This window comes from Parabacteroides sp. AT13 (assembly GCF_002272965.1).
Classification (GTDB): domain Bacteria; phylum Bacteroidota; class Bacteroidia; order Bacteroidales; family Tannerellaceae; genus Parabacteroides; species Parabacteroides distasonis.
On record NZ_NQMH01000001.1, the window covers coordinates 1,321,682 to 1,346,092 of the forward strand.

General features: G+C 44.8%; 14 protein-coding genes. 9 read left to right on the forward strand and 5 right to left on the reverse strand.

Annotated features, from left to right (window positions below):
• Positions 1-13: 13 nt before the first annotated feature.
• The 8 genes from CI959_RS05835 (at position 14) to CI959_RS05870 (ending at position 13,340) form a co-directional block, all read left to right on the forward strand.
• The gene (locus CI959_RS05835) at positions 14-3,076 is read left to right on the forward strand and encodes a TonB-dependent receptor (RefSeq protein WP_005859721.1); all 3,063 of its coding nucleotides are present in this window, start codon (positions 14-16) and stop codon (positions 3,074-3,076) included.
• A gap of 29 nt (positions 3,077-3,105) precedes the next feature.
• Positions 3,106-4,701, forward strand: coding sequence for a RagB/SusD family nutrient uptake outer membrane protein (locus CI959_RS05840; RefSeq protein WP_005859723.1), 1,596 nt, complete (start codon positions 3,106-3,108; stop codon positions 4,699-4,701).
• Between the two features lie 181 nt (positions 4,702-4,882).
• Complete coding sequence (locus tag CI959_RS05845) at positions 4,883-7,219, forward strand: GH92 family glycosyl hydrolase (RefSeq protein ID WP_036629093.1); 2,337 nt, start codon at positions 4,883-4,885, stop codon at positions 7,217-7,219.
• 31 nt (positions 7,220-7,250) lie between these two features.
• On the forward strand, positions 7,251-8,048 hold the full coding sequence (locus CI959_RS05850; RefSeq protein ID WP_005859727.1) for a basic secretory family protein: 798 nt from the start codon (positions 7,251-7,253) through the stop codon (positions 8,046-8,048).
• 238 nt (positions 8,049-8,286) lie between these two features.
• Positions 8,287-9,273, forward strand: a complete 987-nt coding sequence (locus CI959_RS05855; protein ID WP_005859728.1) for a GSCFA domain-containing protein — start codon at positions 8,287-8,289, stop codon at positions 9,271-9,273.
• 4 nt (positions 9,274-9,277) lie between these two features.
• Positions 9,278-11,743, forward strand: coding sequence for a bifunctional UDP-N-acetylmuramoyl-tripeptide:D-alanyl-D-alanine ligase/alanine racemase (locus CI959_RS05860; RefSeq protein ID WP_005859730.1), 2,466 nt, complete (start codon positions 9,278-9,280; stop codon positions 11,741-11,743).
• Positions 11,744-11,878: 135 nt separating this feature from the next.
• The gene (locus CI959_RS05865; RefSeq protein WP_005859732.1) at positions 11,879-12,736 is read left to right on the forward strand and encodes an enoyl-ACP reductase; all 858 of its coding nucleotides are present in this window, start codon (positions 11,879-11,881) and stop codon (positions 12,734-12,736) included.
• A gap of 1 nt (position 12,737) precedes the next feature.
• Positions 12,738-13,340 carry an L-threonylcarbamoyladenylate synthase gene (locus CI959_RS05870; RefSeq protein ID WP_005859734.1) on the forward strand — a complete coding sequence of 201 codons (603 nt, stop codon included), beginning with the start codon at positions 12,738-12,740 and terminating at the stop codon, positions 13,338-13,340.
• Here CI959_RS05870 and CI959_RS05875 read toward each other — a convergent pair.
• The 3 genes from CI959_RS05875 to CI959_RS05885 form a co-directional block, all read right to left on the reverse strand.
• The gene (locus CI959_RS05875) at positions 13,319-15,952 is read right to left on the reverse strand and encodes a glycoside hydrolase family 2 TIM barrel-domain containing protein (protein ID WP_005859737.1); all 2,634 of its coding nucleotides are present in this window, start codon (positions 15,950-15,952) and stop codon (positions 13,319-13,321) included. The two genes, CI959_RS05870 and CI959_RS05875, sit on opposite strands and share 22 nt — an antisense overlap.
• A gap of 113 nt (positions 15,953-16,065) precedes the next feature.
• Entirely contained in the window at positions 16,066-17,721 is a 1,656-nt protein-coding gene (locus tag CI959_RS05880) for a SusD/RagB family nutrient-binding outer membrane lipoprotein (RefSeq protein WP_005859739.1), read from the reverse strand.
• Positions 17,722-17,737: 16 nt separating this feature from the next.
• Positions 17,738-20,770, reverse strand: a complete 3,033-nt coding sequence (locus tag CI959_RS05885) for a SusC/RagA family TonB-linked outer membrane protein (RefSeq protein ID WP_005859741.1) — start codon at positions 20,768-20,770, stop codon at positions 17,738-17,740.
• A 625-nt stretch (positions 20,771-21,395) separates the two neighbouring features.
• Between CI959_RS05885 and dgt the strand changes: the two genes are divergently transcribed.
• A complete protein-coding gene (dgt, locus tag CI959_RS05890) occupies positions 21,396-22,721 on the forward strand; it encodes a dGTP triphosphohydrolase (protein ID WP_005859743.1) in 1,326 nt (441 codons plus the stop codon).
• 15 nt (positions 22,722-22,736) lie between these two features.
• Here dgt and rsgA read toward each other — a convergent pair whose 3' ends face one another.
• Together rsgA and frr are read right to left on the reverse strand one after the other, a co-directional pair.
• Positions 22,737-23,669, reverse strand: coding sequence for a ribosome small subunit-dependent GTPase A (gene rsgA / locus CI959_RS05895; protein ID WP_005859746.1), 933 nt, complete (start codon positions 23,667-23,669; stop codon positions 22,737-22,739).
• A 95-nt stretch (positions 23,670-23,764) separates the two neighbouring features.
• Positions 23,765-24,328, reverse strand: a complete 564-nt coding sequence (gene frr, locus CI959_RS05900) for a ribosome recycling factor (protein ID WP_005859749.1) — start codon at positions 24,326-24,328, stop codon at positions 23,765-23,767.
• Between the last annotated feature and the right edge of the window lie 83 nt (positions 24,329-24,411).

Sequence of the window (24,411 nt, forward strand, 5' to 3'; positions counted from 1 at the left end):
ATTTAATGTTTTTATGAAAAAAAAGAGTGAAGGTAAGACGAGGAAATGCCTGACTTTATTAGGTGGACGAACCTCTTTGTTACTTTGTTTATCTTTAATGTTTCAGTCCTCTTATGCGGCCGAAGATTCTACTGTTCCTGAAATGGGAAACATGGAGATTCATCAGATCGCACAGCAAAGTTCAACCATTAAAGGTGTAGTAAAAGACCAAAAGGGTGAACCTCTGATTGGCGTTAGTATTGTTGTGAAAGGAACCACGAACGGAACAGCTTCGGACTTTGACGGAAATTTCACCTTGGATGTGCCGGATAACAGCACATTGGTATTTTCCTTCATCGGCTTCAAATCCCAAGAAGTTCGTTATACCGGGCAAAAAACATTGAACATAGTCTTAGCTGAAGACTCTGAGACACTAGACGAGGTAGTAGTCGTAGGTTACGGTTCCCAAAAGAAAGGTGAGATCACCTCATCCGTTACCAGCGTGAAAGCATCCGACTTTAACAAGGCACCGGTAGTGAACCCGATGCAATTGGTGGAAGGACGTGTAGCTGGTCTGACTGTATCACGTGGTAGCACCGACCCGAATGGCGAGGTAAAAGTACAGATGCGTGGTGCCTCATCTCTGAAAGGTAGCAATGAGCCTCTCGTTATTATCGACGGTATGCCGGGTAATATGACTTCTTTGAACGCTATCGCACCCGAGGATATCGAGGCGATCGACGTATTGAAAGACGGTTCCGCAGCCGCTATCTACGGAACCCGGGGTAATAACGGTGTGATCATCGTCTCCACGAGACGTCCGCAAGCCGGAACTACTCAAGTGGATTACTCAGGATATATCATGCACGAGGCGGTTTATAAACGGCCGGAAATCTTAAATGGAGACGAGTTCGTCGCTTATGGCAAGGAAACCAACAACGCCAATATCCGCGACTTTGGTGGACGGGATAACCATTACGACGCTTTATTGAATAAGAGTAATTTCACCCATGTACACAACTTGACCGCTACCGGTGGTAATGGTAAGACAAACTATCGCGCTTCTTTAAATTACAAAAAGAATGATGGTATGATCCGTAACACCAGCCGTGAAACGATCAATGGCTCTATCGCCGTGAACCACCGTGCGTTTGATGATAAACTACAGCTTTCTTTCAATCTAGCAAACTCTTTCGTGAAAGTGGACGCGGTTTCCGATGATGTGGATAAGGTAGGAGATATCCCTAATTACGGCATATTATACCAGGCGATCCGTATCAACCCGACGATGCCTATTTATAAGGAAGACGGCTCCTTCTGGGAAACTTACAGCGGTTACGAAGATTTCAACCCGGTAGCCCGCATATACCAGCGTACCAAGAAAAAGGAATTCAAGAATTTATTGGCGAACTTCAAGGCTCAATATGAGATTATCCCCGGTCTGACAGCCGCCGCTTTCTTCGCTATGGAGAAGAACGACGCATTAACTAACGATTATAGTATGCGTGAGGAATATAGCCAATATAAAGACGGTACAAACGGACGCGCCAAAAAAGAATATTATCAGAATACCAATCGTACTACTGAATGGACAGCAAACTACAATACTTCCATCAACGGCGTACACAATATTACCGGTTTGCTGGGATACAGTTACCAAGATTTTGAATACGAGCAATTCAGCGCCGAGAACAAAAACTTCTTGACGGACGTATTCGGTACCAATAACCTAGAAGCCGGCGGTTACCTAAAAGATGGTAAGGCCGAGATGAAGAGTAAAAAAGAGACCAGCAAACTGATCGCCTTCTTCGCCCGTGCCAACTATAATTACGACGGTAAATACATGGCCAGCGCCTCTATCCGCCGTGAAGGTTCCACAAAGTTCGGAGCGAACAACAAATGGGCTTGGTTCCCCTCTGTCAGCGCAGGCTGGATGATCTCTCGTGAGGACTTCATGGAGAGCCAAGAAGTATTCGACGTATTGAAATTCCGTGCCGGTTTCGGTATCACGGGTAGTCTACCTACCGATCCATATATGTCTCTCGCTACCTACGGCACAGGTGCTGGAGCTTGGAACGCTTACACCGGTTCATGGCTAACCGCCACTTACGGTCCGAATATCAACCCGAATCCGGATTTGAAATGGGAGAAGAATGAGTCCTTGAACATCGGTTTCGACTTCGGCTTGCTAGGTGGACGCCTAAATGGTACGATCGATTGGTATAGTCGTACGACTCGCGACTTGATCAGTAGCTACAATGCCCAACAGCCATCCTTGATCTACAACACGATCACCACCAACGTAGGCACGATGAGAAATAGAGGTATAGAATTAGCATTAAACGCAGAGGTCGTAAAGACTAAGGATTTCTCTTACACGGCTAATTTCACGTTCTCATACGAGAATAATAAATTGACATCTTTGTCTAACGACGTGTACAAATCTTCTTACGAGGATCAATATGACCTGCCCTCTCCGGGTAACCCGGGCAAGGCTTACCGCCTACAAGAAGGACAGCCGATCGCGTCATTCTTCGGTTATGTATGCGATGGTATCAATCCGGACGGAACTTGGAATCTTCGCGACATAGACGGAAAGGAAGGTCTGTCTGACGCTGACCGTACCTTTATCGGTAATGGTTTGCCGAAATTCAAGGCTGGCTTACAGAACACATTTACCTATAAGAACTTTGACTTCAGCTTCTTCCTGCGCGGTATGTTTGATTATGACGTATTGAACGAGGGTGCTATTTATTTCGGAACGACTGTTAATATTGATCAGTCTGGCACAAACGTATACAAGGATGCCTTGAAGAACAAGGTAACAGAGCAACCATTGTTCTCTTCTTATTATCTAGAGAAAGGGAACTTCTTGAAGATCGATAACGTGACACTAGGTTATACATTCAACTTCAAAAATAATAAATATGTGCGCAACTTACGTATTTATGGTAATGTCACCAATCTTGCGACTATTACAGGATACTCTGGTTTAACCCCTGACGTAAACGTAACAGGACTACAAGCAGGTATAGAGAAGCGCGGATCTTATCCCACCACCCGTACCTTCACGTTTGGCGTTAATTTTGGATTCTAATTAAGTAACAATAGATTTAAGACAATACAATGAAAGCTTTAAAAAATATATGCGCAATTTCATTATTGCTGGGAGCTACCGCATTTACCTCTTGTACGGACCTGACAGAGGAAATACATAGCTCGGTAATCGCTGAGAATTATTACAACAATGCAGGCGAGGTAATGGCCGCCATGATGCGTCCATGGGGACACTTCTGTGGAACTATGCAAGTAGCCCAATCGCCTTGGTCATGTAACGAGTTATCTTCCGACTGTGCCGCATGGCCTCAAAAAGGTCGCCACGGCTATGACAATGGAGACTGGATTCGCTTACACCGCCATCAATGGATTCCTACGGATGGTCAAGTAGTGGATGCTTGGAAAAAATTATTTGAAGGTATCGGATATGCTAACAACTTCCTTACAGATACAGAGAATATAGATTTTGAAGCACTCCAAGTTCCAATGTCTAAAGCACAAGCACAAGCGGAGATGCGTGTATATCGCGCTTACTGTTATTGGTATGTGATGGATATGTTCGGTACGGCTCCAATTTGCGAGAAAATCGGTGAAATCAATCCTTCCTCCAAATCTCGCGCAGAGTTATTCGCTTGGATCGAAAAAGAGTTAAACGAGAGTATTCCTTCTTTGTCAGAGAGTAAAACAGAGACCTACGGACGTGTATCCAAATGGGGGGCTTACGCATTATTGGCTCGTCTCTATTTGAATGCGGAAATTTATACTGGACAAGCACGCTGGGATGATTGTATCGCAGCTTGCGATGAATTAGCTAAGGGAGGTTTCGCATTGGATAAGAAGTGGAACGACACTTTCCGTGCGGATAACGACAAGCGATCTACCGAGATTATCTGGTCAATCGTGTATGATGAAGTATATGCCAAAGGAATGGGTTGGTATCAACGTTGGTTGCATTACGCACACCAAACTGGCTGGGATTTGCAATCCGGTCCTTGGAACGGCTTGGTGACACAACCGACCTTTTATGACTCATTCGCTGACAACGACTTGAGAAAAATTGAGGGTTTCTTGATCGGTAAGCAATATCCTCGCAAAGTAGATGAAAACGGTAATTACTACTACGACACGACCGCAGAGCCTTTGAAAGGTTCAGAGGAGTACAATGGGCAGGATTTGGTATTCGTAAACTACATTAAGTCCATGACCGAGGGCGAAGAAAACAGCGGCGCTCGCTCTATCAAGTATGAGATCCAACCGGGTACTACCGGCGATATGAACAACGACTGGGTGATGTTCCGTTATTCCGAGGTTATCTATAACAAAGCGGAGGCCTTGATGCGTAAGAACGGGGGCAAAGCAACGCAAGAAGTGGTAGATATGATCAACAGCGTTCGTCAACGTTCTTTCAAGGCAGAGGATTGGGAGAAAGCGAAATATACGACCGCTACATTGACAATGGATGAGTTCTTAGCCGAAAAAGGTAGAGAGTTTGCTTTCGAAGGAATCCGCCGTACAGACTTGGTTCGTTTTAACAAGTTCGTAACCACTTCTTGGTGGGACAAGACTGCATCCAACGAACCAAAGCGTAATATCTTCCCTATTCCGCAAAGACAATTGGATGCTAACGCAAACTTATCTCCGAACGAGGCTAACTCATTGTTCTAAATATCAACTAAGTATAGTAGAAATCCATTATTAACAAATTAGCACTTGACAATGATAGAGGACTACTATACTTATTGATCTGAAAATATAAAAGGTTACCTTTGTCACTATCAAAGGTTATCCTTGGAACTATCAAAGGTGACCTTTTATGTTTCATCCTTTTCTAACTAATTGATACGACATGATAAATCTCAAGAAATCGATGTGTTGCCTCTTTCTGGCAGCCAGCTCAACAGTAGCGATCGCACAGACCAGTGTAGTTGATCTTGTAAACCCGATCATCGGGACAAATGGAATGGGACATACATTCCCGGGCGCTTGTGTACCCTTCGGACTCGTGCAACTCAGTCCGGATACAGATACCATACCACACAACGTAGATGGTAAATACCAACCTCGCTCCTACGAGTATTGTGCGGGTTATCAACATAAAGACAGTAGCATCGTAGGTTTCAGCCACACCCACTTCAGCGGTACCGGCCACTCCGACCTCGGGGATATCTTGATTATGCCTACCACCGGAACGTTGAAGCTAAACCCCGGAACGGCCACGAATCCCGATGGCGGTTACCGTTCCCGTTTCTCGCATGGCACCGAGATATCCCGTCCCGGATACTACGAGGTGATGCTCACCGATTATGGCGTAAAGGCACAACTGACCACCACCCAACGGGTCGGCATCCACAAATACACATACCCTACGAACAGTGAGAACCAACGCATTATCCTTGATATGATTCACGGGATCTATAACTATGACGGCAAAGTTCTTTGGACCAATATTCGCGTAGAGAACGATACGCTGGTAACCGGCTATCGTATCACAAACGGTTGGGCACGTACCAACTATACTTATTTCGCCATGTCTTTCTCCAAACCGATCACGCATTACGGATGCGAAGAGAAAGCGAAAGTTAATTATCGGGGCGGTTATGCCAAGTTCAATATGAAAGAGAACTTCCCGGATATCGGAGGACGTAAGATCGTCGCTTATTTTGATTTCGATCCGAAAACGTCTGATGAGTTGGAAGTGAAAGTCGCCCTTTCCGGAGTCAGCACCGAGGGAGCCTTGAAAAATCTACGTGCCGAGGCTTCCGGTGCGGACTTCGACCAATTAGCCGCCAAAGCCTCCGATACTTGGAATAAAGCGCTCTCCGTCATCGACGCAAAAGGAAGCGATGATCAATTGGCTATGCTTTACACCTCCTTGTATCACACGATGATCAATCCTTGCGTATATACGGACGTTGACGGTCAATACCGCGGACTCGACCATAATATCCATCAAGCGGACGGATTCACGAACTATACGGTTTTTTCCGTATGGGATACCTATCGTGCCCTACATCCCCTGTTCAATATCATCAACCGACAAGTTAACACGGATATCGCCAAATCTATGTTGAAACATTGCGAGCAAAGCGTTCATCATGCCTTGCCGATCTGGAGCCATATGGCAAACGAGAACTGGTGCATGATCGGTTATCATTCCGTCTCTGTCTTGGCAGATGCTATCGCCAAAGGATTACCGATCGATAAAGACGCCGCGTTAAAAGCGATGATCAACAGCTCTACGATTCCGTATTATGAGGGAACCAAAGAGTTTATGGAATTAGGTTATGTTCCTTTAGATCGCAACGGTAGCGCAGGCTCCTTGACTTTGGAGTATGCTTATGATGATTGGACAATCTATAATACAGCTTTATTAGTGGGAAACCGATCCGTGGCCGATACCTATAAAAAGCGTGCGTCCAATTACGCAAATGTATTCGATACCTCGATCGGATATGCCCGTCCCCGTTATACGAATGGTAAATTCAAAGAGGACTTCAGTTTGTTAAGCACGCACGGTGAAGGGTTTATCGAGGGAAATGCCTTGAATTATTCCTTCTATGTCCCTCAAGATGTCAATGGTATGATTCAGTTGATGGGAGGCGAGCAAGCATTCATCACTAAAATGGATTCCTTATTCACGATGCATCTTCCCGATGAGTTCTTTGCCGAGACCGAAGACGTAACCAAAGAAGGATTACTAGGAGGTTATGTACACGGTAACGAACCCAGCCATCACATCCCATTCTTATACGCATGGACCAGCCAGCCTTGGAAAACCCAATTCTGGCAACGCGAGATCATGAATAAGATGTATCGCAACAATATCGACGGCCTTTGCGGTAACGACGACTGCGGCCAGATGTCCGCTTGGTATATCCTTTCCGCCATGGGATTCTATCCGGTTTGCCCGGGTACAGATCAATACGTATTAGGCGCTCCTTACCTTCCCTATATGAAGGTCCGCTTGGAGAATGGTAAGACTTTCGAGGTAAAAGCCGATAAAGTCAGCGACAAGAACCGTTATGTAAAAGCGGTAAAGCTAAACGGGAAACCCTATACCAAAGGATACATCACGCAGGATGACATCATGAACGGTGGAACGCTCACTTTCGAGATGACTTCCAGCCCGAACAAAAAGCGATTGTTCAACGGAGAGGATCGCCCTTATTCACTGACGGATTAACCCATTTTATCAGAAAAAACAGACAAGACTCATGAAGTATAAACAATTAATCAGCGGTGCTTTCCTGCTGTGGACTTGCATCGCTTGCTCCGGCAAAAAGGAACAGGCGGCTACAGTAGCGGAAGCCACCTCAAATCCTTGGGATAATTATTACATCGGAAAGATCGATTTCAAGAATCTTTCCCCCGAGGCTAAGGGCTCGGCAATCTATGCCGCCGTTATCCCTGATCCGGAAGCTTATATTACCAAGCACGCCCGCAAGGTCGTAGAGACGCTTTATTTCACTCCGGAAGATAGTATCCCGGGCATCGAGGAGATCCACTATACATTAAAGGAATACGACGGGGTATCCGCGAAAGACGGAGCGCCCCCTTCCATCAGTATCGTATACAGCACGAAATGGATCGAGAAAAGTTTTGCCAATAACGACACCGCGAAAGTGGATTACGAGACCCGTGGCGTATTATACCATGAGCTGACGCATGGTTTCCAATTGGAGCCTCAAGGCATAGGTAGCTATGGGACTAATAAGACTTTCTGGGCCATGATAGAAGGTGTGGCGGATGCCGTAAGATACTTAAACGGCGGTTTTACCTTGGAAGATCGTCCCAAAGGCGGCCATTATATGGATGGTTACCGCACGACAGGCTTCTTCCTCGCATGGCTTACGCAAACCAAGAGCCCGGATTTCCTGCGGAAGTTCAACCGAAGCACATTAGAGGTTATTCCTTGGTCGTTCGATGGTGGCGTGAAATATGCGCTCGGCAATGATTACGACATAGACTCCTTATGGAAAGAATATATGGCAACGATGGGAGATGAAGCGTAGCCCCGGCAAAGGCTACGACCAACGGCGGTAACACTCAACAAGTTACCGCCGTTCTTTTATAGTATCACTCCCGACCTTCCGCCAATAGGCATTATAAGGTCGCAACAATGCCCATCGTAAGCTCCTTATACTGCCCATCCTAACAACCTTACAATGGGCATTGTTACATTATTCCCCTAAAACACCTTCCTTATTTGCATTTCCGTAAACATATATCTACTTTTGCGAAAAAGTAAATATGGAACTTTATACCCGAATCCTGTTGCCGAAAGCACGATTCTCTTTCTCGTATGAGGACCGGGTCGTGATGATGGGCTCCTGCTTCGCCGAGAATATCGGGCGGAAACTGGAAGAGAATAAATTCTCCGTAGATATAAACCCATTCGGTACTCTGTATAACCCGGCTTCCGTAGCGGAAGGATTGCGGATGCTGCTACGCCCGGAGTATTTCACTCCCGGCGATTTATTCCAGCATGAGGGCATATACCATAGTTTTACCCATCATAGCCGTTTCTCCGCTCCCTCGGAAGAAGAATGCCTAGGCCATATAAACAGCCGCTTATCCGAATCCTCCGATTTCCTGCGAAAAGCGACCCGGTTGGTAATCACGTTGGGAACCGCTTTCGTCTACCGCCTCAAGAGCGACGGGCGAATCGTGTCGAATTGCCATAAGCTACCGGAAAAGATGTTCGATCGGCAACGATTATCCACGCAAGAGATCGTCGAGGACTGGAAACCTCTGTTACTAGCCCTTTGGGAACAAAACCCCGCCTTGAAAATCTTATTTACCGTAAGTCCAATCCGCCACTGGAAAGACGGGGCGCACGAGAACCAACTCAGCAAAGCCACCCTATTGCTAGCCACGGACGCCTTACAGAAAGATTATCCCGGCCGAATCGCCTACTTCCCCGCTTATGAGATCCTTATGGACGAGCTCCGGGATTATCGTTTCTATGCGGACGATATGCTCCATCCCTCCCCATTGGCCATTGATTATATTTGGCAACGTTTTATCGAAAATTTCTTATCCACAGACACTTCGGCAATCCTTAAAGAATGGGGTGATATTCAAAAAGCTATTAACCATAAGCCCTTTCAACCGGATAGCGAGGCCTATAAGCGGTTTATCCTTCAAACTTTGTTAAAGATGGAACGAATTAGCGAGAAAATTCCTTCCTTTGATATCAGAAAAGAGATCGAAATAGTAAAGTCTAAACTAAAATAAAAGAATGGAATACGCAATTAAAGAAATAGCAAGAGTTATCGGTGCTAAAACAAACCAATTGCTTGACGATACGGTCAGTTTATTGTTGACTGACAGCCGTCGTCTCTCCTTCCCGGAAAAAAGCCTCTTCTTCGCCTTGAAAACCAAGACGAACGACGGACATAGATATATACAGGAACTCTATAAACTTCGTGTTCGCAACTTCGTGGTAAGCGATATGCTACCGGAGTTCGAGAGCATGAAGGACGCAAACTTCCTGATCGTAAAAGATACGTTACGAGCTTTACAAAAACTGGCGACTCACCACAGGAAGCAATTCAACATCCCCGTGATCGGCATCACCGGTAGCAACGGAAAGACGATCGTAAAGGAATTCCTCTATCAACTGTTGCATAACGAGTTCAACATCGTACGTTCGCCTCGGAGCTACAACTCCCAGTTGGGGGTTCCTCTCTCGGTATGGCAGATGAGCGAGAAAAATACACTGGGCATCTTCGAGGCCGGTATCTCACAACCGGACGAGATGGAACGCCTGCAACCCATTATCGCCCCCACGATCGGTATCATCACGAATATCGGGGAGGCTCATCAAGAGAATTTCCTCTCCTCCAATCAGAAATGTATGGAGAAGCTGACGCTTTTCAATGATTGCGAAGCCATTATTTATGATGGGGATGATTTATTTATCGCCAATTGTATCGAATCGGCTTGCCTTTCTCATAAAGCGATCGCATGGAGCCGTACGGACTCCGAGGCTCCTTTGTTTATCGAGTCTATCGATAAGAAAGAGTTTGAGACGATCATTCACTGTACTTTACTGGGCTTCAACCGGGTCGTTACCATTCCGTTCACGGACGACGCTTCTATCGAGAACGTGATCCATTGTATGGCGGTTATGCTTTACCTAAAACCCACCAGCGTAAACGACGTAACAAAATTCTTGCATCTTGAGCCGGTGGCTATGCGATTGGACGTAAAGCAAGGTATCAACAATTGCCTGTTGATAAATGATACCTATAACTCGGATATCAACTCCTTGGATATCGCGCTCGATTTCCAACAAAGCCGCCGGGTAGGCAAGCAATTAAAGAGCACTTTAATCCTCTCCGATATCCTTCAATCGGGCACCTTGCCGAAATCTCTATATAAGAAGGTCGCCGATTTGGTTCGCCGTAAGAAGATAGATCGTATCATCGGTATCGGCCGCGACTTAAAGGAATATGCTTCCGTCTTCGAGATCGAGAAGGAGTTTTACACGACCACCGAGGAATTTATCAAGTCTCCTTCCTTCAAGAAATTCAAGGATGAGTTGATCTTGATTAAAGGTTCCCGCCATTTCCATTTCGAGCAGATCTCCGAGTTGTTGGAGAAGAAAGTGCATGAGACGATCCTAGAGGTAAATCTGGACGCGATCGTACACAACTTCAATCAGTATCGTTCCAAGCTAAAGCCGGAGACTAAGATGGTTTGTATGGTAAAAGCTTTTGGTTATGGAGCCGGCTCTTACGAGTTGGCGAAGACCCTTCAAGAACATCGTTGCGACTATCTGGCCGTGGCGGTAGCCGACGAGGGAGCCGAATTGCGTAAAGAAGGCATCTCGATCCCCATTATCGTCATGAATCCGGAATTCAGCAGTTTCAATGTCTTGTTCGAGAACCATCTGGAACCGGAAGTCTATAGCTTCCGCCTATTGGATGCCATGATCCGGGAGACCGAGCGCAGAGGGATCACCTCTTACCCTATCCATATCAAGATCGATACCGGCATGCATCGCCTAGGGTTTCAACCGGAGGATGTCCCGGCGATCTGTGAACGCTTGAGAGCGCAATCCGGGGTTATCGCCCGTTCGGTCTTCTCTCATTTAGCCGGAAGCGACTCGTACGTCTTCGATGATTTTACCCATCAACAATTGGATAAATTCACCAAAGCCGCAGGGGAACTAGAAAGCGGGTTAGAGTATAAGGTAATCAAACATATCCTAAACTCCGCGGGAATCGAGCGTTTCGCCGCTTATCAAATGGATATGGTACGTTTAGGTATCGGTTTATATGGAGTAAGCGCATCCGGACAAAAAGGCTTACGGAATGTCAGCACCTTGAAGACAACGATCTTACAAATACAAAACGTACCCGCAGGGGATTCGATCGGTTATAGCCGTATGAGTTATGTGAAACGTGATTCCCGGATCGCTATCATCCCGATCGGATACGCCGACGGACTGGATCGCCACTTCAGCAACGGAGGTGGGGAGGTCTTGATCAATGGACAACGCTGTCCGATTATCGGCAACATCTGCATGGACGCTTGCATGATCGATGTCACCGACATCCATGCGCAAGAAGGCGACGCCGTAATTATTTTCGGCGACGAACTACCGGTGAGCGAACTTTCGGATAAACTGAAAACAATCCCTTATGAGATATTAACCTCTATCTCGCCTCGGGTAAAGAGGGTTTATTTCCGGGAATAAGAAGTAACCGCCAACAAAGAATGGCTCTACCTTGTTTTAATATCAAGGCACATATTCAAATGTCAGGCTATGATATTCATTTGCGTATGTTGCACATTTTGTGTATGTTTGTGCCGTAATTAATAAACAAGAGGTATGAGTCATAATTTATTGAAAGGCAAGAGAGGCATTATCTTCGGTGCGCTGAACGATATGTCTATCGCCTGGAAAGTGGCAGAAAGAGCCGTAGAGGAAGGTGCGACTATCACGTTAAGCAATACGCCTATCGCTGTTCGTATGGGTCAGGTAGATGCTTTGGCGGAGAAGTTGAATGCGCAGGTAATCCCGGCGGACGCAACCAGCGTAGAGGATCTGGAGACCGTATTCGCGAAGTCAGTGGAAATATTAGGTGGTAAAATAGATTTCGTTTTACATTCTATCGGTATGAGCCCGAACGTACGCAAGAAACGTACGTACGATGATCTGGACTATGGAATGCTGGAAAAGACGTTGGATATCTCCGCTATTTCTTTCCACAAGATGCTACAGGTAGCAAAGAAACAAGACGCTATCGCCGAGAATGGTTCCGTGGTGGCATTAAGTTACGTGGCCGCCCAGCGCACGTTCTTCGGATACAACGATATGGCGGACGCTAAGAGCCTGTTGGAATCTATCGCCCGTAGTTTCGGTTACATCTATGGCCGTGAGAAAGGCGTACGTGTGAACACGATCTCCCAATCCCCGACAATGACAACCGCGGGTAGCGGCGTGAAGGGAATGGAACACTTGATGGACTTTTCTAACAAGATGAGTCCACTGGGTAACGCCAACGCCGACGAGTGCGCGGACTATTGCGTAATGATGTTCTCCGACTTTACCCGCAAGGTAACGATGCAGAACCTATACCACGACGGTGGTTTCTCAAGCATGGGTATGAGCCTCCGGGCCATGAACCAATATAGTAAAGGATTAGAGGAATATACAGACGAGAACGGACACATTATCTACGGCTAATATGTTAGTGAGAATCTATCCGGAGAATCCGAATCAAAAAGAAATAGACAAGGTCGTCAAAGTCCTGCAGGACGGCGGCCTTGTCGTTTATCCTACCGACACGGTATACGCCATCGGTTGCGATGCGCTGAACGTACGTGCGGTAGAGAAAATATGTCAGATGAAAGGGGTTAATCCACAGAAAAGCAACCTGTCTATCATCTGCTACGACCTGTCTAATCTTAGTGAATACGCCAAGGTAAGCAACGCCGCTTTCAAGCTGATGAAGAAACATCTGCCCGGTCCTTTCACCTTTATCTTACCCACCAGCAGCGAGCTTCCAAAGATTTACAAGAACCGGAAAGAAGTCGGAATCCGTGTACCGGACAATAACATCACCCGTACATTGGTACAATCCTTGGGAAATCCAATCCTAACCATGTCCATCCGTGACAAGGATGAGGTGATCGAATATACGACAGATCCGGAATTGATACACGAGAAATACGAGCATCAAGTGGATATCGTAATCGACGGCGGTTTCGGAGGATTGGAAGCCTCTACGGTTATAGATTGCACGACGGATAATTTCGAGATCGTACGTCAAGGCAAAGGAGAATTGTAGCTATCCACCACGATTTGTATTCGCTCTTCCGGCAGATTAGCGGGAAACTCCAAGCTTATTTCTTGTTGGTCACCCGGCATTAGCGTAATATAGTTATCCGAATAATGTACCGGTAAGATTCGTTTGCCTGTCTCCTTATCAAAGACCTTGATACGGTTGAAGAACGAGATCTGCGAATCAGCGCTCAGACGGACTGTACCTACGAAATTCGATCCTTCCTTCTTGATCTCGGTCTTGATTCCCGGTCTTGACTTCGGAAGTTGAGATAAGCTGGTGTAGTCTTTCGGCTCGGTTGTCAGCCAATAAATATTGGGGACATCCGCATTCAAGGCCAGCCGTAAGAAATAAGCGCCTTTGATCCCTTCCGGAACGGGGATATCCAATAATTCCTGTACCGTATTCGCCTTGGCGCTCGCTCTCGTCTCTTTCTCCCAAAGCAGTTTGCCTTCCAGATTATAGATACGGGCTACAATCGATAAATCCGTATAATCTTTCAGGGTCGTATTCAACAATCCCGCCTTACGGGTTACCGGGTTATAATAGGCATGTAAGGGCTCACAGCCTTTCCGGGTTCCGTACAAGGAAGCATTTACATCGAGAGACCAATCATACATTTGCCCCCGCAAGGATGTCCATGGATTCTGGGTTTTCCAGATCAAGATACCCGTATACCAATCCCACATATGAGAGGCCCAGCCTTCCATAAAACTACGATATTGGTCATAGTTCACGACTTGGGCATACTTACAATAAGTCTCGATATCCTTCACCTCCCCATAACGCTCCAGATGATCGCCATAGCCCAGATCCTTATGATACCGCCACGTATAATTACGGGTCAAACCTTTCCTTGGGAAACCGGCCAAATCCTGTTCCGTCATCATCTCCCGCATACTCTCGACCTCCGGGGAACCAACCGATCCGGCTTCCGGATTAAACGGATGCGAACGGAAGCTAAAGAACCATTCCGGCTCTTGTATACCGTAAGGACCATCCCCATTATCCCCCAAAAAATTCCGGGTAAACAACGTATCTGTCGAGAAACTCACGAAAAGACGCTCCGGATCTAACCGGGGGAAAACCTCCTTTCTCAAACATTGATCGATATCTTTAGCTAAAGGCCATTCATTCGCCCCACACCAGAAACAAAGACTCGGATGGTTACGGATCATTTTCACTTGATCTTCCACGGAGGCGATAAATAAATCATGATTATCGGGATATTCCCAACGACGCTCTCGGGAATCCATCTTGGTCGGGTCCTCCCAAGCGCCATTGCAATCACCACTGCCCCACAGATCTTGAAAGACTAAGATACCGAACTCATCACAGGCGTTATAGAATTCCGGCCGTTCCACCAACGCACCTCCCCATACACGGATCATACGCAGATTCATTTCCGCATGGAAACGTACCTCATCCCGATAACGTTCCGGAGAGAGACGAAGCAACCAATCGGAATTAATATAGTTACCACCCGTGACATATATTTTCTGTCCGTTCACGAAGAAACGGCGTCCCCCGTTATCCGGGCATTTATCGGAAGTAATCTCCCGGATACCATAACGCAACCGTTCCCGGTCACTCACTTGATTCCCGATCTCAAAAGAGAGGTTCATATCATATAAAGGCTGCTCGCCGATACCGTTAGGCCACCATAAACGAGGATTCTTTACCGCTAAAGGATTCAAGGATACCGTTTTCTTCTCGAATGGCGATAAAGTAACCGGCTGGGTTAAGCGGGTTCCGTTCGTCTCACAAACCAATAGCCCCTTTAAGGAAGTGCTCCCGGTATTCTCTAGCTCGACAGAGGTATTCACAAAAGCCTCCTTTTGAGTTTTCGTTTCCGGATCACGTACGCCGGGTACCTTGGTCACGACATAAGGAAAGGAGAGGCATACCGGCCCGGTTGTCGTAATAGATACCTCATCCCAAATACCCGTATTCCGGTCTCGTACAGGTTGTATCCAGTCCCAACCCGGCGTATATTGCATCGTATTATTCCGGGCGATCTGCCCATCACCCCCTTGTCCGCCATTTGGATTTCCGACATGTGTAGGTGGATAAACCAATACCGCTAATACATTCGGGGCATCCGTACGAAGATAAGGAGTTATATTAAACGTCTTCCTCAAGAACATACCCTCATGGGTATTCCGGTTGATCCGCTTACCATTTAAAAAGATTTCCGCCTTATAATTGATTCCCCGGAAATTCAACCAGACATTACGCCCCTCTGGTAAAGCATCGATAGTAAACTGACGGGTAAACCAATACGTATAGAAATCATTGCCGACTTCATGTATATCGGGAATCAAATTGTTATTCAACCCAAACTCAGGGGCCGGATACAAACCATTCTCCAAAAGCGTTGTCAACACCGTACCCGGTACACGAGCCGGTAACCATCCTGTTTTATCCAAAGGCACCGCGCTCAACCGGTTCCCATCCATTTTCACCTCATTCGCTTTCCGGGCATACCAATCTGAGTGAATCAAGGTTTTCTCTCCCGGTTCCGGGATCACCAACAAGGCTTGCCCCTCCGCGGATACGGGCTTTGACCAGCAAGCCAGGCAAAGCCAACAAAATAAATAAATACATCTGTTCATCATATAATCTTAGATTTATCCTTCTAAAGTAGTACAAAATTCAGAAGGGCCTCTTCGCAAACTCGAAGAAGCCCTTTCATTACATATTATTTAACAATAAGACCTATTAATGCCGATTAGAAATTACCTACACCAGCTTTGTCCCACCATACATGAGTACCACCTTTATCACCAGAGATCGAACCCGTATTCTCTTGATTCAGCAGCTCGATGCCTTTCTGTAATTCCGCATTATTGGTGTTAATTTCCGTATCTGAGTAGATCAAGCGACGAACTTGTTCGTTAGTATTGATATCACCGTTACTCAAGTTTACACGATTCGGGAATAATTTAGGATAGCCTGTACGACGGTATTCAGCCCAAGCCTCACAAGACAATGGGAAGTTAGCGATCCATTTCTGAGTAATGATACGTTGCAACTTCTCCTCCTTACTAGCACCTTCGTCCCATTTAACACCTAGTGTATTCATCGCCTTTATACTATTTTCCGCCTTAACCGGGTCAACAAAGTCAATCTGTCCACTGGTTCCATTGAGATAAGCGTCTATTTCCGCATCTGAGATAGAAGTTACACCTGCAATACTGCCCTTATAAGCCAATTCGTTCTTGATAGAAATACGAATGCCCTCCTCATATAGATCTTTAGCGCTACCTCCCATGCTCCAGCCACGTAAAGCACCTTCAGCACGTAAAAAATAACCCTCAGCAACTTTCATGACAGGGAAAGCGGTCGTATAAGTGCAAATCACTTTAGAGAAATTACCCCATTGATTTGGCTTAGAAGGTAAGTTACATCCGCCGCGAACACCAAGATACTTTGTCCCCTCCTCAATTGTCGAGCCATCTTCACAAGTAACAGCCGCTTGATTCTTGGTCACATACAAAGGTAAACGAGGATCTTTGAAACCTTCCAACATCGTGATTAAGCTAGCATTCATTCCACAATCACCCCACTCAAACATACGAGTCAACTCATTGCTCAAACCTTGGTTGATCAAGATATCACGATCAGCGGAAGTCAATACGCCTCCTTGAACGGCTTCCTCCGCTTTTTGCTTCGCCAATGTAGGGTTCACCTTTACGATACGCATAGCCAAACGTAGTTTCAATTGATTAGCGACCTTCTTCCACAAAGCGATATCACCATTACACCAATAGTCAAATGCTTGCATATCCGCAACAGATGCAGTTCCCTTAAATCCAGCGATCGCTTCATCCACCAAAGTAAACAAAGCATTGTAGACACTTTCCTGAGTATCATAAGAGAAAGAAGCTCCACCCGTAGGATCTTCGATAACAGAACTATAGGCCACTGGGCCATAGGCATCCGTCAACATCTGGATCGCATAAGCTTGTACGACACGCATCATCGCTCCATAATCACTTAAGCCTTGCTCATCACAAGAAGCAATCAGACGACGGGTATTGTTGAAAATATGAAGATATACATTCTCATACATACCACCACAGAAACCACGGTTCAACGCATAATCAACATTACCGGAACCATTAAAGTTATGTGGAGTCATGAAGTAGCCGCTAAACAAATCAATATTTAGGTTGAAGCAATATTGGAACAAGTTCTGCTGCGGAGCATAGACATAAGAGAATGGCTCCTTAAATTGGGCAGAGAACGGAAGTTCATCTGGATCAACCTCATAGGGATCAGTATTTAAATTTTCAAAATTATCTGTACAGCCCATGGTCATAACACCGGTAGATACTACCAAAGCCGATACAGCGGCATATTTTAAAATTCTATTTAGTTTCATAAGATATACTCAAGATTTAGAAATTAAGTTTTAAATTCAAACCAAAGCTACGAGATGTTGGCAACGCAAACATATCCACACCTTGCCAGCCATTGCCTGTACCAGCCGCTACATCCGGATCCATAGGAGCATCTTTATAGAAGAAGAACAAATTACGTCCAATGATAGAAGCCGTCAAATTCTTATTCGCTCCAAATAAGTTACGGAACGTATAACCAAATGACAACTCACGCAAACGAACATTAGTCGCATTGTAAACATACTGAGAAGTCAAGATATTAGAGTTATAACTTGTACCTCCAGTCGTCGTGTAATATGCTTTAGGATCAAATGAAACACCATCAATCACAACTTCACCTGCATCACGAGCGGCACCCGAACGCTCTGATACGCCCCAACCATCCAAGGTAGCTTCCGTCATTGACAAGACCTTACCACCGACCTTAGCATCAATCAAGAATGACAATGTAAAATCTTTGTAATGGAACGTGTTAGTCCAACCCATGTTTACTTTTGCGTTCATATCACCGACATATACCAAATCCTTATTATCCGTACCTCCCAACTCAGGAGCGCCAGATTCAGTTTTCACCGGCTTACCATTATCGTCTCTCTTGAAATCACGAACATATAAGTCACCAAAATGACCACCTTCAGTCAAAATCACTTTCGCACCTGTACAATAGCTAGCTAATGTCCAATCTTTCAACTCATTCGATAATTCAATGATTTTATTATTATTGTAAGAGAAATTGAAATTCGTACTCCAGCTGAAATTGTCCGTAAACTGATTATACCAACCTAAGCTAACCTCAAAACCTTGGTTTTCTACGTTACCGGCATTGATATAACGGTTCTTCAAACCAGTTTCCCAAGGAGCGGTAATATTAAAATATTGATTCTTCGTATTGGTCTTATAATACGTCAAGTTTACATTGAAACGATTCTGGAAGAAAGTTCCATCAAAACCAACCTCTAAAGAGTTCGTCTTCTCTGGCTTCAACGTTCTAAAAGCAGCTTCTTCTGGCGGGTCGATAGATCCTTGGTCACCAATCGTATAACGTTTATTGGAAGCATAGATAGGCACATCGTTACCCACGATAGAATAAGAAGCACGCAATTTAAATAGGTCTACATTCTTTCCAAAGTCCAAGAATTTATCCAATAGAGCACTTACACCAACAGACGGGTAGAAAAAGGATACACCATCCGTAAACGCCAATGAAGAAGACCAGTCGTTACGAGCGCTGACATCCAAGAACAAACCTTCCTTATATCCAAACTGAGCAGTAGCGAACACAGAGTTCAAGCGTTTTTCTTTCAGAGTCTCTGTGGTTTGCATCGTATAATAGTTCTTCGGGGAGAAGATGTTCGGATAATAAGCACCCGGGGTTATCACACCGTTATTTACTTTAAACTCCTTATCACCCCAACCGATCAATTCGATGCTAGATGCGCTTGTCTTCGTAAAGCTACCACCAGCAGTAACGGACAATGAATAAGTCTCATCCCAAGTTTTATTATAACTTGCTAACGCATCGGCATATGTTTGCTCACTGAAAGTCCGGGTATCTTTCATGGTACCCAATAAATTTCGTCCCGCGGTACTAGACGCATATTCGTTCAAGATCCATTTTTCATCACCACGTTCATAACGCAAACGCCCCGTAACAGAAAGACCTTCCATGATATCATATTTAACACTACCACCAAATTCATAACGGTTACGGTCCGTGATAGGAGTCTGACGATTCAACATCCAGTAAGGATTGGAGAATTGCTCTTGTTTCGTATTCGTCCAGTTATGAACATTCACGTTACGAACCCCGTCATATACTTCATAGTTACTCTTGTAGTAATCCCAATCCTCACCTCTCGGGAACAGGTAGGCACCTGTAATCGGGTTATTCAAATAACCGGCAGAAGGCTGATTCTCGATATGCTGCTTGTTGTAGCGGGCACTTACATCCACATGTACTTTCTTCCACAAGTTAAAGCCAACCTTAGCCATTAAATTATGACTTAAATAATCATTCTCCGGCATAATACCATTCGATGAGACATTCGCGTAAGAGAAATAAGAAGAAATATTCTCCGTTCCACCAGATAAAGAGATAGAGTTATTCGTTGTATAACCCGGTTGATAGAATTTACGTGCGTAATTCGGAGATGTAGCTCCTAATTTACTTCCCCAGCTAAATGTGCCCTCGTCACTCATACCATAATTATTTTGGAATTTCGGCAAAGACATGGCTGATTCGACCGTCGTATTACTAGATACATTAATAGCGACCTTACCGGCTTGTGCGGATTTTGTCGTAATCATGATAGCACCATTGGCCGCTACCGCACCATACAAAGCAGCGGCGGAAGCACCTTTCAACAATGTAATCTGCGCGATATCATCCGGATTGATAGTAGACATAGCGTCACCACCATCACGTTCGCCGCCATAGGCCATCTTCACCTGCGAATCAGATACGCTCATCATCATAGGGACACCATCCACAACAATCAACGGTTGGTTACTACCGCTAATAGACTTATTACCACGGAATAAGATCTTAGAAGAACCACCCGCACCCGTAGAGTTCGGGGTAATCTGCAAACCAGCGCTCTTTCCTTGTAAAGAGTTGATCATATTCACATTCTTAATCTCGTTCAAGTCCTTACCGCCTACCGTTTGTGCGGAATAAGTCAAAGTCTTTGATTCACGTTTGATACCCATCGCTGTTACGACAACCTCATCCAAAGCCTCTGCGTCTGAAACCATCGTAACATCGATTTTCGTACGGCCATTCACTGGCTCCTCAATCGTTTTCATACTCAAATAAGAGAATACCAAAATAGAGTTTGCGTCAGCCTCTAAGGTATATTTTCCATCAAAATCAGTAATGGTACCGGTTGTAGTACCTTTTACTAACACGTTCACTCCTGTTAGTGGTTCATTTAGATCCTTGTCAATGACGACACCACTAATCGTTAGTTTCTGTGCATATCCTGTAACACACAGAAAAAACGCCAATAATAAGATAAATGACTTTCTCATGAAAAATCGTTTTTGATTTAAGTGATTCTACATTTGTGCTTTTTTAATTTTCATACTCTTTTTAGAGAGATCGGGCTCTCTTTTCTTTCTTTTTTAGTGCATAGGCATTTACTCTTTTTTGTTTAAAGTTATTATTATATTCATACAAAAATCTCTTTCTATTTAAAATCAAACGGTTATATTTTAAATAATAATAACAACGTAGTATCATTAGAACTAAGTCGTTTTCATGTTTTGACAGACAAATATATATATAATAACTATACATACAAGTTAAAACGTAACAAAAATCAGTATGTTCCTCACTTTTTCAGGTGTTTGCGATAACACATAGTCAAATTTTCATCATGCCTCAATAAATTAAATATGTTAATTTGATTTAGTTCTAATGAAACTAACAACAAATTTCAATTAACATAATTTTCCTTCATTATCTTCTTCCTCCTATAACATCCAATCACTATCTGACTATCATCTTGGAATAAAATTACAGCTCTATTTACAAGCTTCGAAAACAACTCAATCAGGAAATTAACCATTAACTCTAATTTCTTCCACAAATATTCAATGATTTGCACAGATTATCTCTACATTTGCGATATATATATATATTAATGTATTGACTATGAACTGGACCCAGCTATTATCCGGCAAGCGTTTTGGGATGGAAGAGTATCACGAGCGGAAACATGAGAGAACTGATTTCCAACGAGATTATGACCGTTTAATTTTCTCATCCCCTTTCCGAAGACTACAAAACAAGACACAGGTATTCCCCCTGCCGGGAAGTATCTTTGTGCATAACCGACTTACACATAGTCTGGAAGTATCCTGCGTAGGACGTTCATTGGGTAATAACGTAGCGAAAGGGCTTATCCAAAAATATCCGGACGGCAGTATCAACTTCCCAGAGATAGGTTCCATCGTATCAGCCGCTTGCCTTGCCCATGATATGGGAAACCCTCCATTCGGGCATTCCGGAGAGAGAGCGATCTCCGCTTACTTCTCCGAAGGGAATGGGCGAAAACTAGAAGAGAAAGTACGGAAGGAACGGGGACGCTGGGAAGACTTCGTCCATTTTGAAGGTAACGCAAACGCCATGCGGTTGCTGACCCATCAGTTCATTGGACGCAGGAAAGGGGGATTTGCCTTAACATATAGCACATTAGCCTCTATCATCAAATATCCTTACGCATCCATCTATTCAGGAAAGAAAGGGAAATTCGGCTTTTTCCAGTCGGAGGAGGGAAGTTATCTGCAAATCGCCCAAGAGCTAGGGATCGGGCATAACCCGGAAGCCCCGGACAAATTTCTTCGTTACCCGTTAGTTTACTTAGTAGAGGCGGCAGACGATATCTGCTATCAAATTATGGATATAGAAGATGCTTGCAAACTACATATCCTGACCACCGAAGAGGCCATACAACTATTATTGGGATTTTTCGAAGGAGAGCGGTTGGAGCATATCCGCAAGGTCATGCATATGGTAGACGATACCAATGAGCAAATCGCCTATCTTCGTTCTTGTATTATCGGGCTATTAGTGGATGAATGTTCCCGTGTCTTTTTAGAGAACGAGGAAAGCATCCTCAATGGTACCTACAGCACTCCGTTAATCAGTAACATATGCGATCAAGCCAAGCAGGCTTACGCTAATTGCTCGGCTACAGCATACAAGAAAATATATAAGGCAAAAGAAGTACTCGACATTGAATTAGCCGGTTATCATATTTTCAGCCATCTGATCGACAGCTTGACCGAGGCCGTGATGAACCAAGAGCATGCTTACAGCAAACTGCTCTTACAACGGATACCGGAGCAATATGACACGAACGCTCCTACTACATATGGCAAGATACAATGCGTACTCGATTATATCTCCGGCATGACCGATGTATATGCGCTCGATCTATACCGTAAAATCACCGGTATGAGCCTGCCGGCCGTTTGATGTTGTAATAATGTGTTAGAATTCTTCCCGGTACTTGCTTTCCATGCGATCATCCAAGATGCTTAGATAGCTTTTATAGCGGGACTCGCTGATTAGCCCATCGTTAACGGCTTGAATGACGGCGCAGCCCGGTTCATGACGGTGCGTGCAGTTATTGAAACGGCATTCTTCCGAGTATTTAAACAACTCCCGGAAATAATGGGAGATCTCAGCGTCCGCCATCTCGATCGTTCCAAATCCTTTGATACCCGGAGTATCGATCAAATAGCCTCCCCCGGGAAGGGAAATCATCTCGGAAAAGGTGGTCGTATGCATTCCTTTGTTATGATATTCGGAGATATCACCGGTACGGAGATTCACCCCCGGCACCAGTTTATTGATAATCGTGGATTTTCCGACACCCGAATGGCCGGACAAAAGCGTAATCTTATCTTTTAGATCCGCTTTCAAGGCATCCAAACCTTCCTCGGCCCGGGCACATAGCGTCGAACAGGGATAACCAATCGAGGTATACAACTCGATTAAATTCTCCAACGCTCTTTGATCCTCATTATTATAACGATCAATCTTATTGAAAACTAATTTAACGGGAACACGATAAGCCTCGGCTGTCGCCAAGAAGCGATCGATAAATATCGTTGTTGTTATAGGATAATTCACTGTAACGATCAGCATCGCCTGATCCAAATTCGCGGCGATAATATGCGATTGCTTCGATAAGTTAGAGGCACGACGGATGATATAGTTCTTACGCTCCTCGATCTCTGTAATAAAAGCGGTTCCTTCTTTATTAATATCGATTACGACACGGTCTCCTACCGCGACCGGATTGGTACTCTTTATGTCTTTCAGACGAAAGTTACCCTTGATCTTACTCTCTATATCTCGCCCGTCTTCCGTACGGACCGTATACCAACTACCTGTGTTTTTTATTACCAGTCCCCTCATGAGAATTGAAAATTGAGAATTGAAAATTGAGAATTGGAATAAGGACTCAATGGGGTTCCTTAATTCTCAATTCCCAAGTTTCAACTTTCAATTATTTAAACGGTCATTACTTCTTTTTCTTTAGCGGCGTAAAGCTCATCGATCTTTTTGATAAACTTATCATGGATTTTCTGAACCTCTGCCTCGGCATCTTTCTCTACGTCCTCGGGAACCCCATCAGACTTGATGCTTTTCTTCAAAGCCTCGATAGCGTCACGACGAGCGTTACGAACGCTGATCTTCGCGTTCTCCGCCTCCTGCTTACATTGTTTCACCAATTGACGGCGACGCTCCTCAGTCAACGGAGGAATACCTAAGCGGATCACCTCACCGTTATTCTCCGGCGTGATACCTAACTCAGAATCCAGAATACCTTTCTCAATATCGCGGATGATCTTCTTCTCCCACGGAGTGATCATGATAGTCCGTGCGTCCGGAACCGTCACCGTAGCCACGTTAGTAAGAGGAACAGGCGCCCCATAATACATTACCTTCACACAATCGAGGATTTTCGGATTAGCCTTACCAGCCCGAATGTGAGACAATTGCTCGTCCAGATACTCAATGGCGAACGTCATCTTCTCTTCCCCTGCTTTGATCAATTGTTTCGTATCTATCATAAATATACGTTTTTTGTTTGCGAATCTTTTAATTAACAAAAGTAATAAAGATTTCCAACTTCGCAAACATATAATTAAAATAC

Coding starts and splice junctions, on each gene's coding strand:
- CI959_RS05835 (WP_005859721.1), top strand. CDS start 14: ATGAAAAAAAAGAGTGAAGGTAAGACGAGGAAATGCCTGACTTTATTA.
- CI959_RS05840 (WP_005859723.1), top strand. CDS start 3,106: ATGAAAGCTTTAAAAAATATATGCGCAATTTCATTATTGCTGGGAGCT.
- CI959_RS05845 (WP_036629093.1), top strand. CDS start 4,883: ATGATAAATCTCAAGAAATCGATGTGTTGCCTCTTTCTGGCAGCCAGC.
- CI959_RS05850 (WP_005859727.1), top strand. CDS start 7,251: ATGAAGTATAAACAATTAATCAGCGGTGCTTTCCTGCTGTGGACTTGC.
- CI959_RS05855 (WP_005859728.1), top strand. CDS start 8,287: ATGGAACTTTATACCCGAATCCTGTTGCCGAAAGCACGATTCTCTTTC.
- CI959_RS05860 (WP_005859730.1), top strand. CDS start 9,278: ATGGAATACGCAATTAAAGAAATAGCAAGAGTTATCGGTGCTAAAACA.
- CI959_RS05865 (WP_005859732.1), top strand. CDS start 11,879: ATGAGTCATAATTTATTGAAAGGCAAGAGAGGCATTATCTTCGGTGCG.
- CI959_RS05870 (WP_005859734.1), top strand. CDS start 12,738: ATGTTAGTGAGAATCTATCCGGAGAATCCGAATCAAAAAGAAATAGAC.
- CI959_RS05875 (WP_005859737.1), bottom strand. CDS start 15,952: ATGATGAACAGATGTATTTATTTATTTTGTTGGCTTTGCCTGGCTTGC.
- CI959_RS05880 (WP_005859739.1), bottom strand. CDS start 17,721: ATGAAACTAAATAGAATTTTAAAATATGCCGCTGTATCGGCTTTGGTA.
- CI959_RS05885 (WP_005859741.1), bottom strand. CDS start 20,770: ATGAGAAAGTCATTTATCTTATTATTGGCGTTTTTTCTGTGTGTTACA.
- dgt (WP_005859743.1), top strand. CDS start 21,396: ATGAACTGGACCCAGCTATTATCCGGCAAGCGTTTTGGGATGGAAGAG.
- rsgA (WP_005859746.1), bottom strand. CDS start 23,669: ATGAGGGGACTGGTAATAAAAAACACAGGTAGTTGGTATACGGTCCGT.
- frr (WP_005859749.1), bottom strand. CDS start 24,328: ATGATAGATACGAAACAATTGATCAAAGCAGGGGAAGAGAAGATGACG.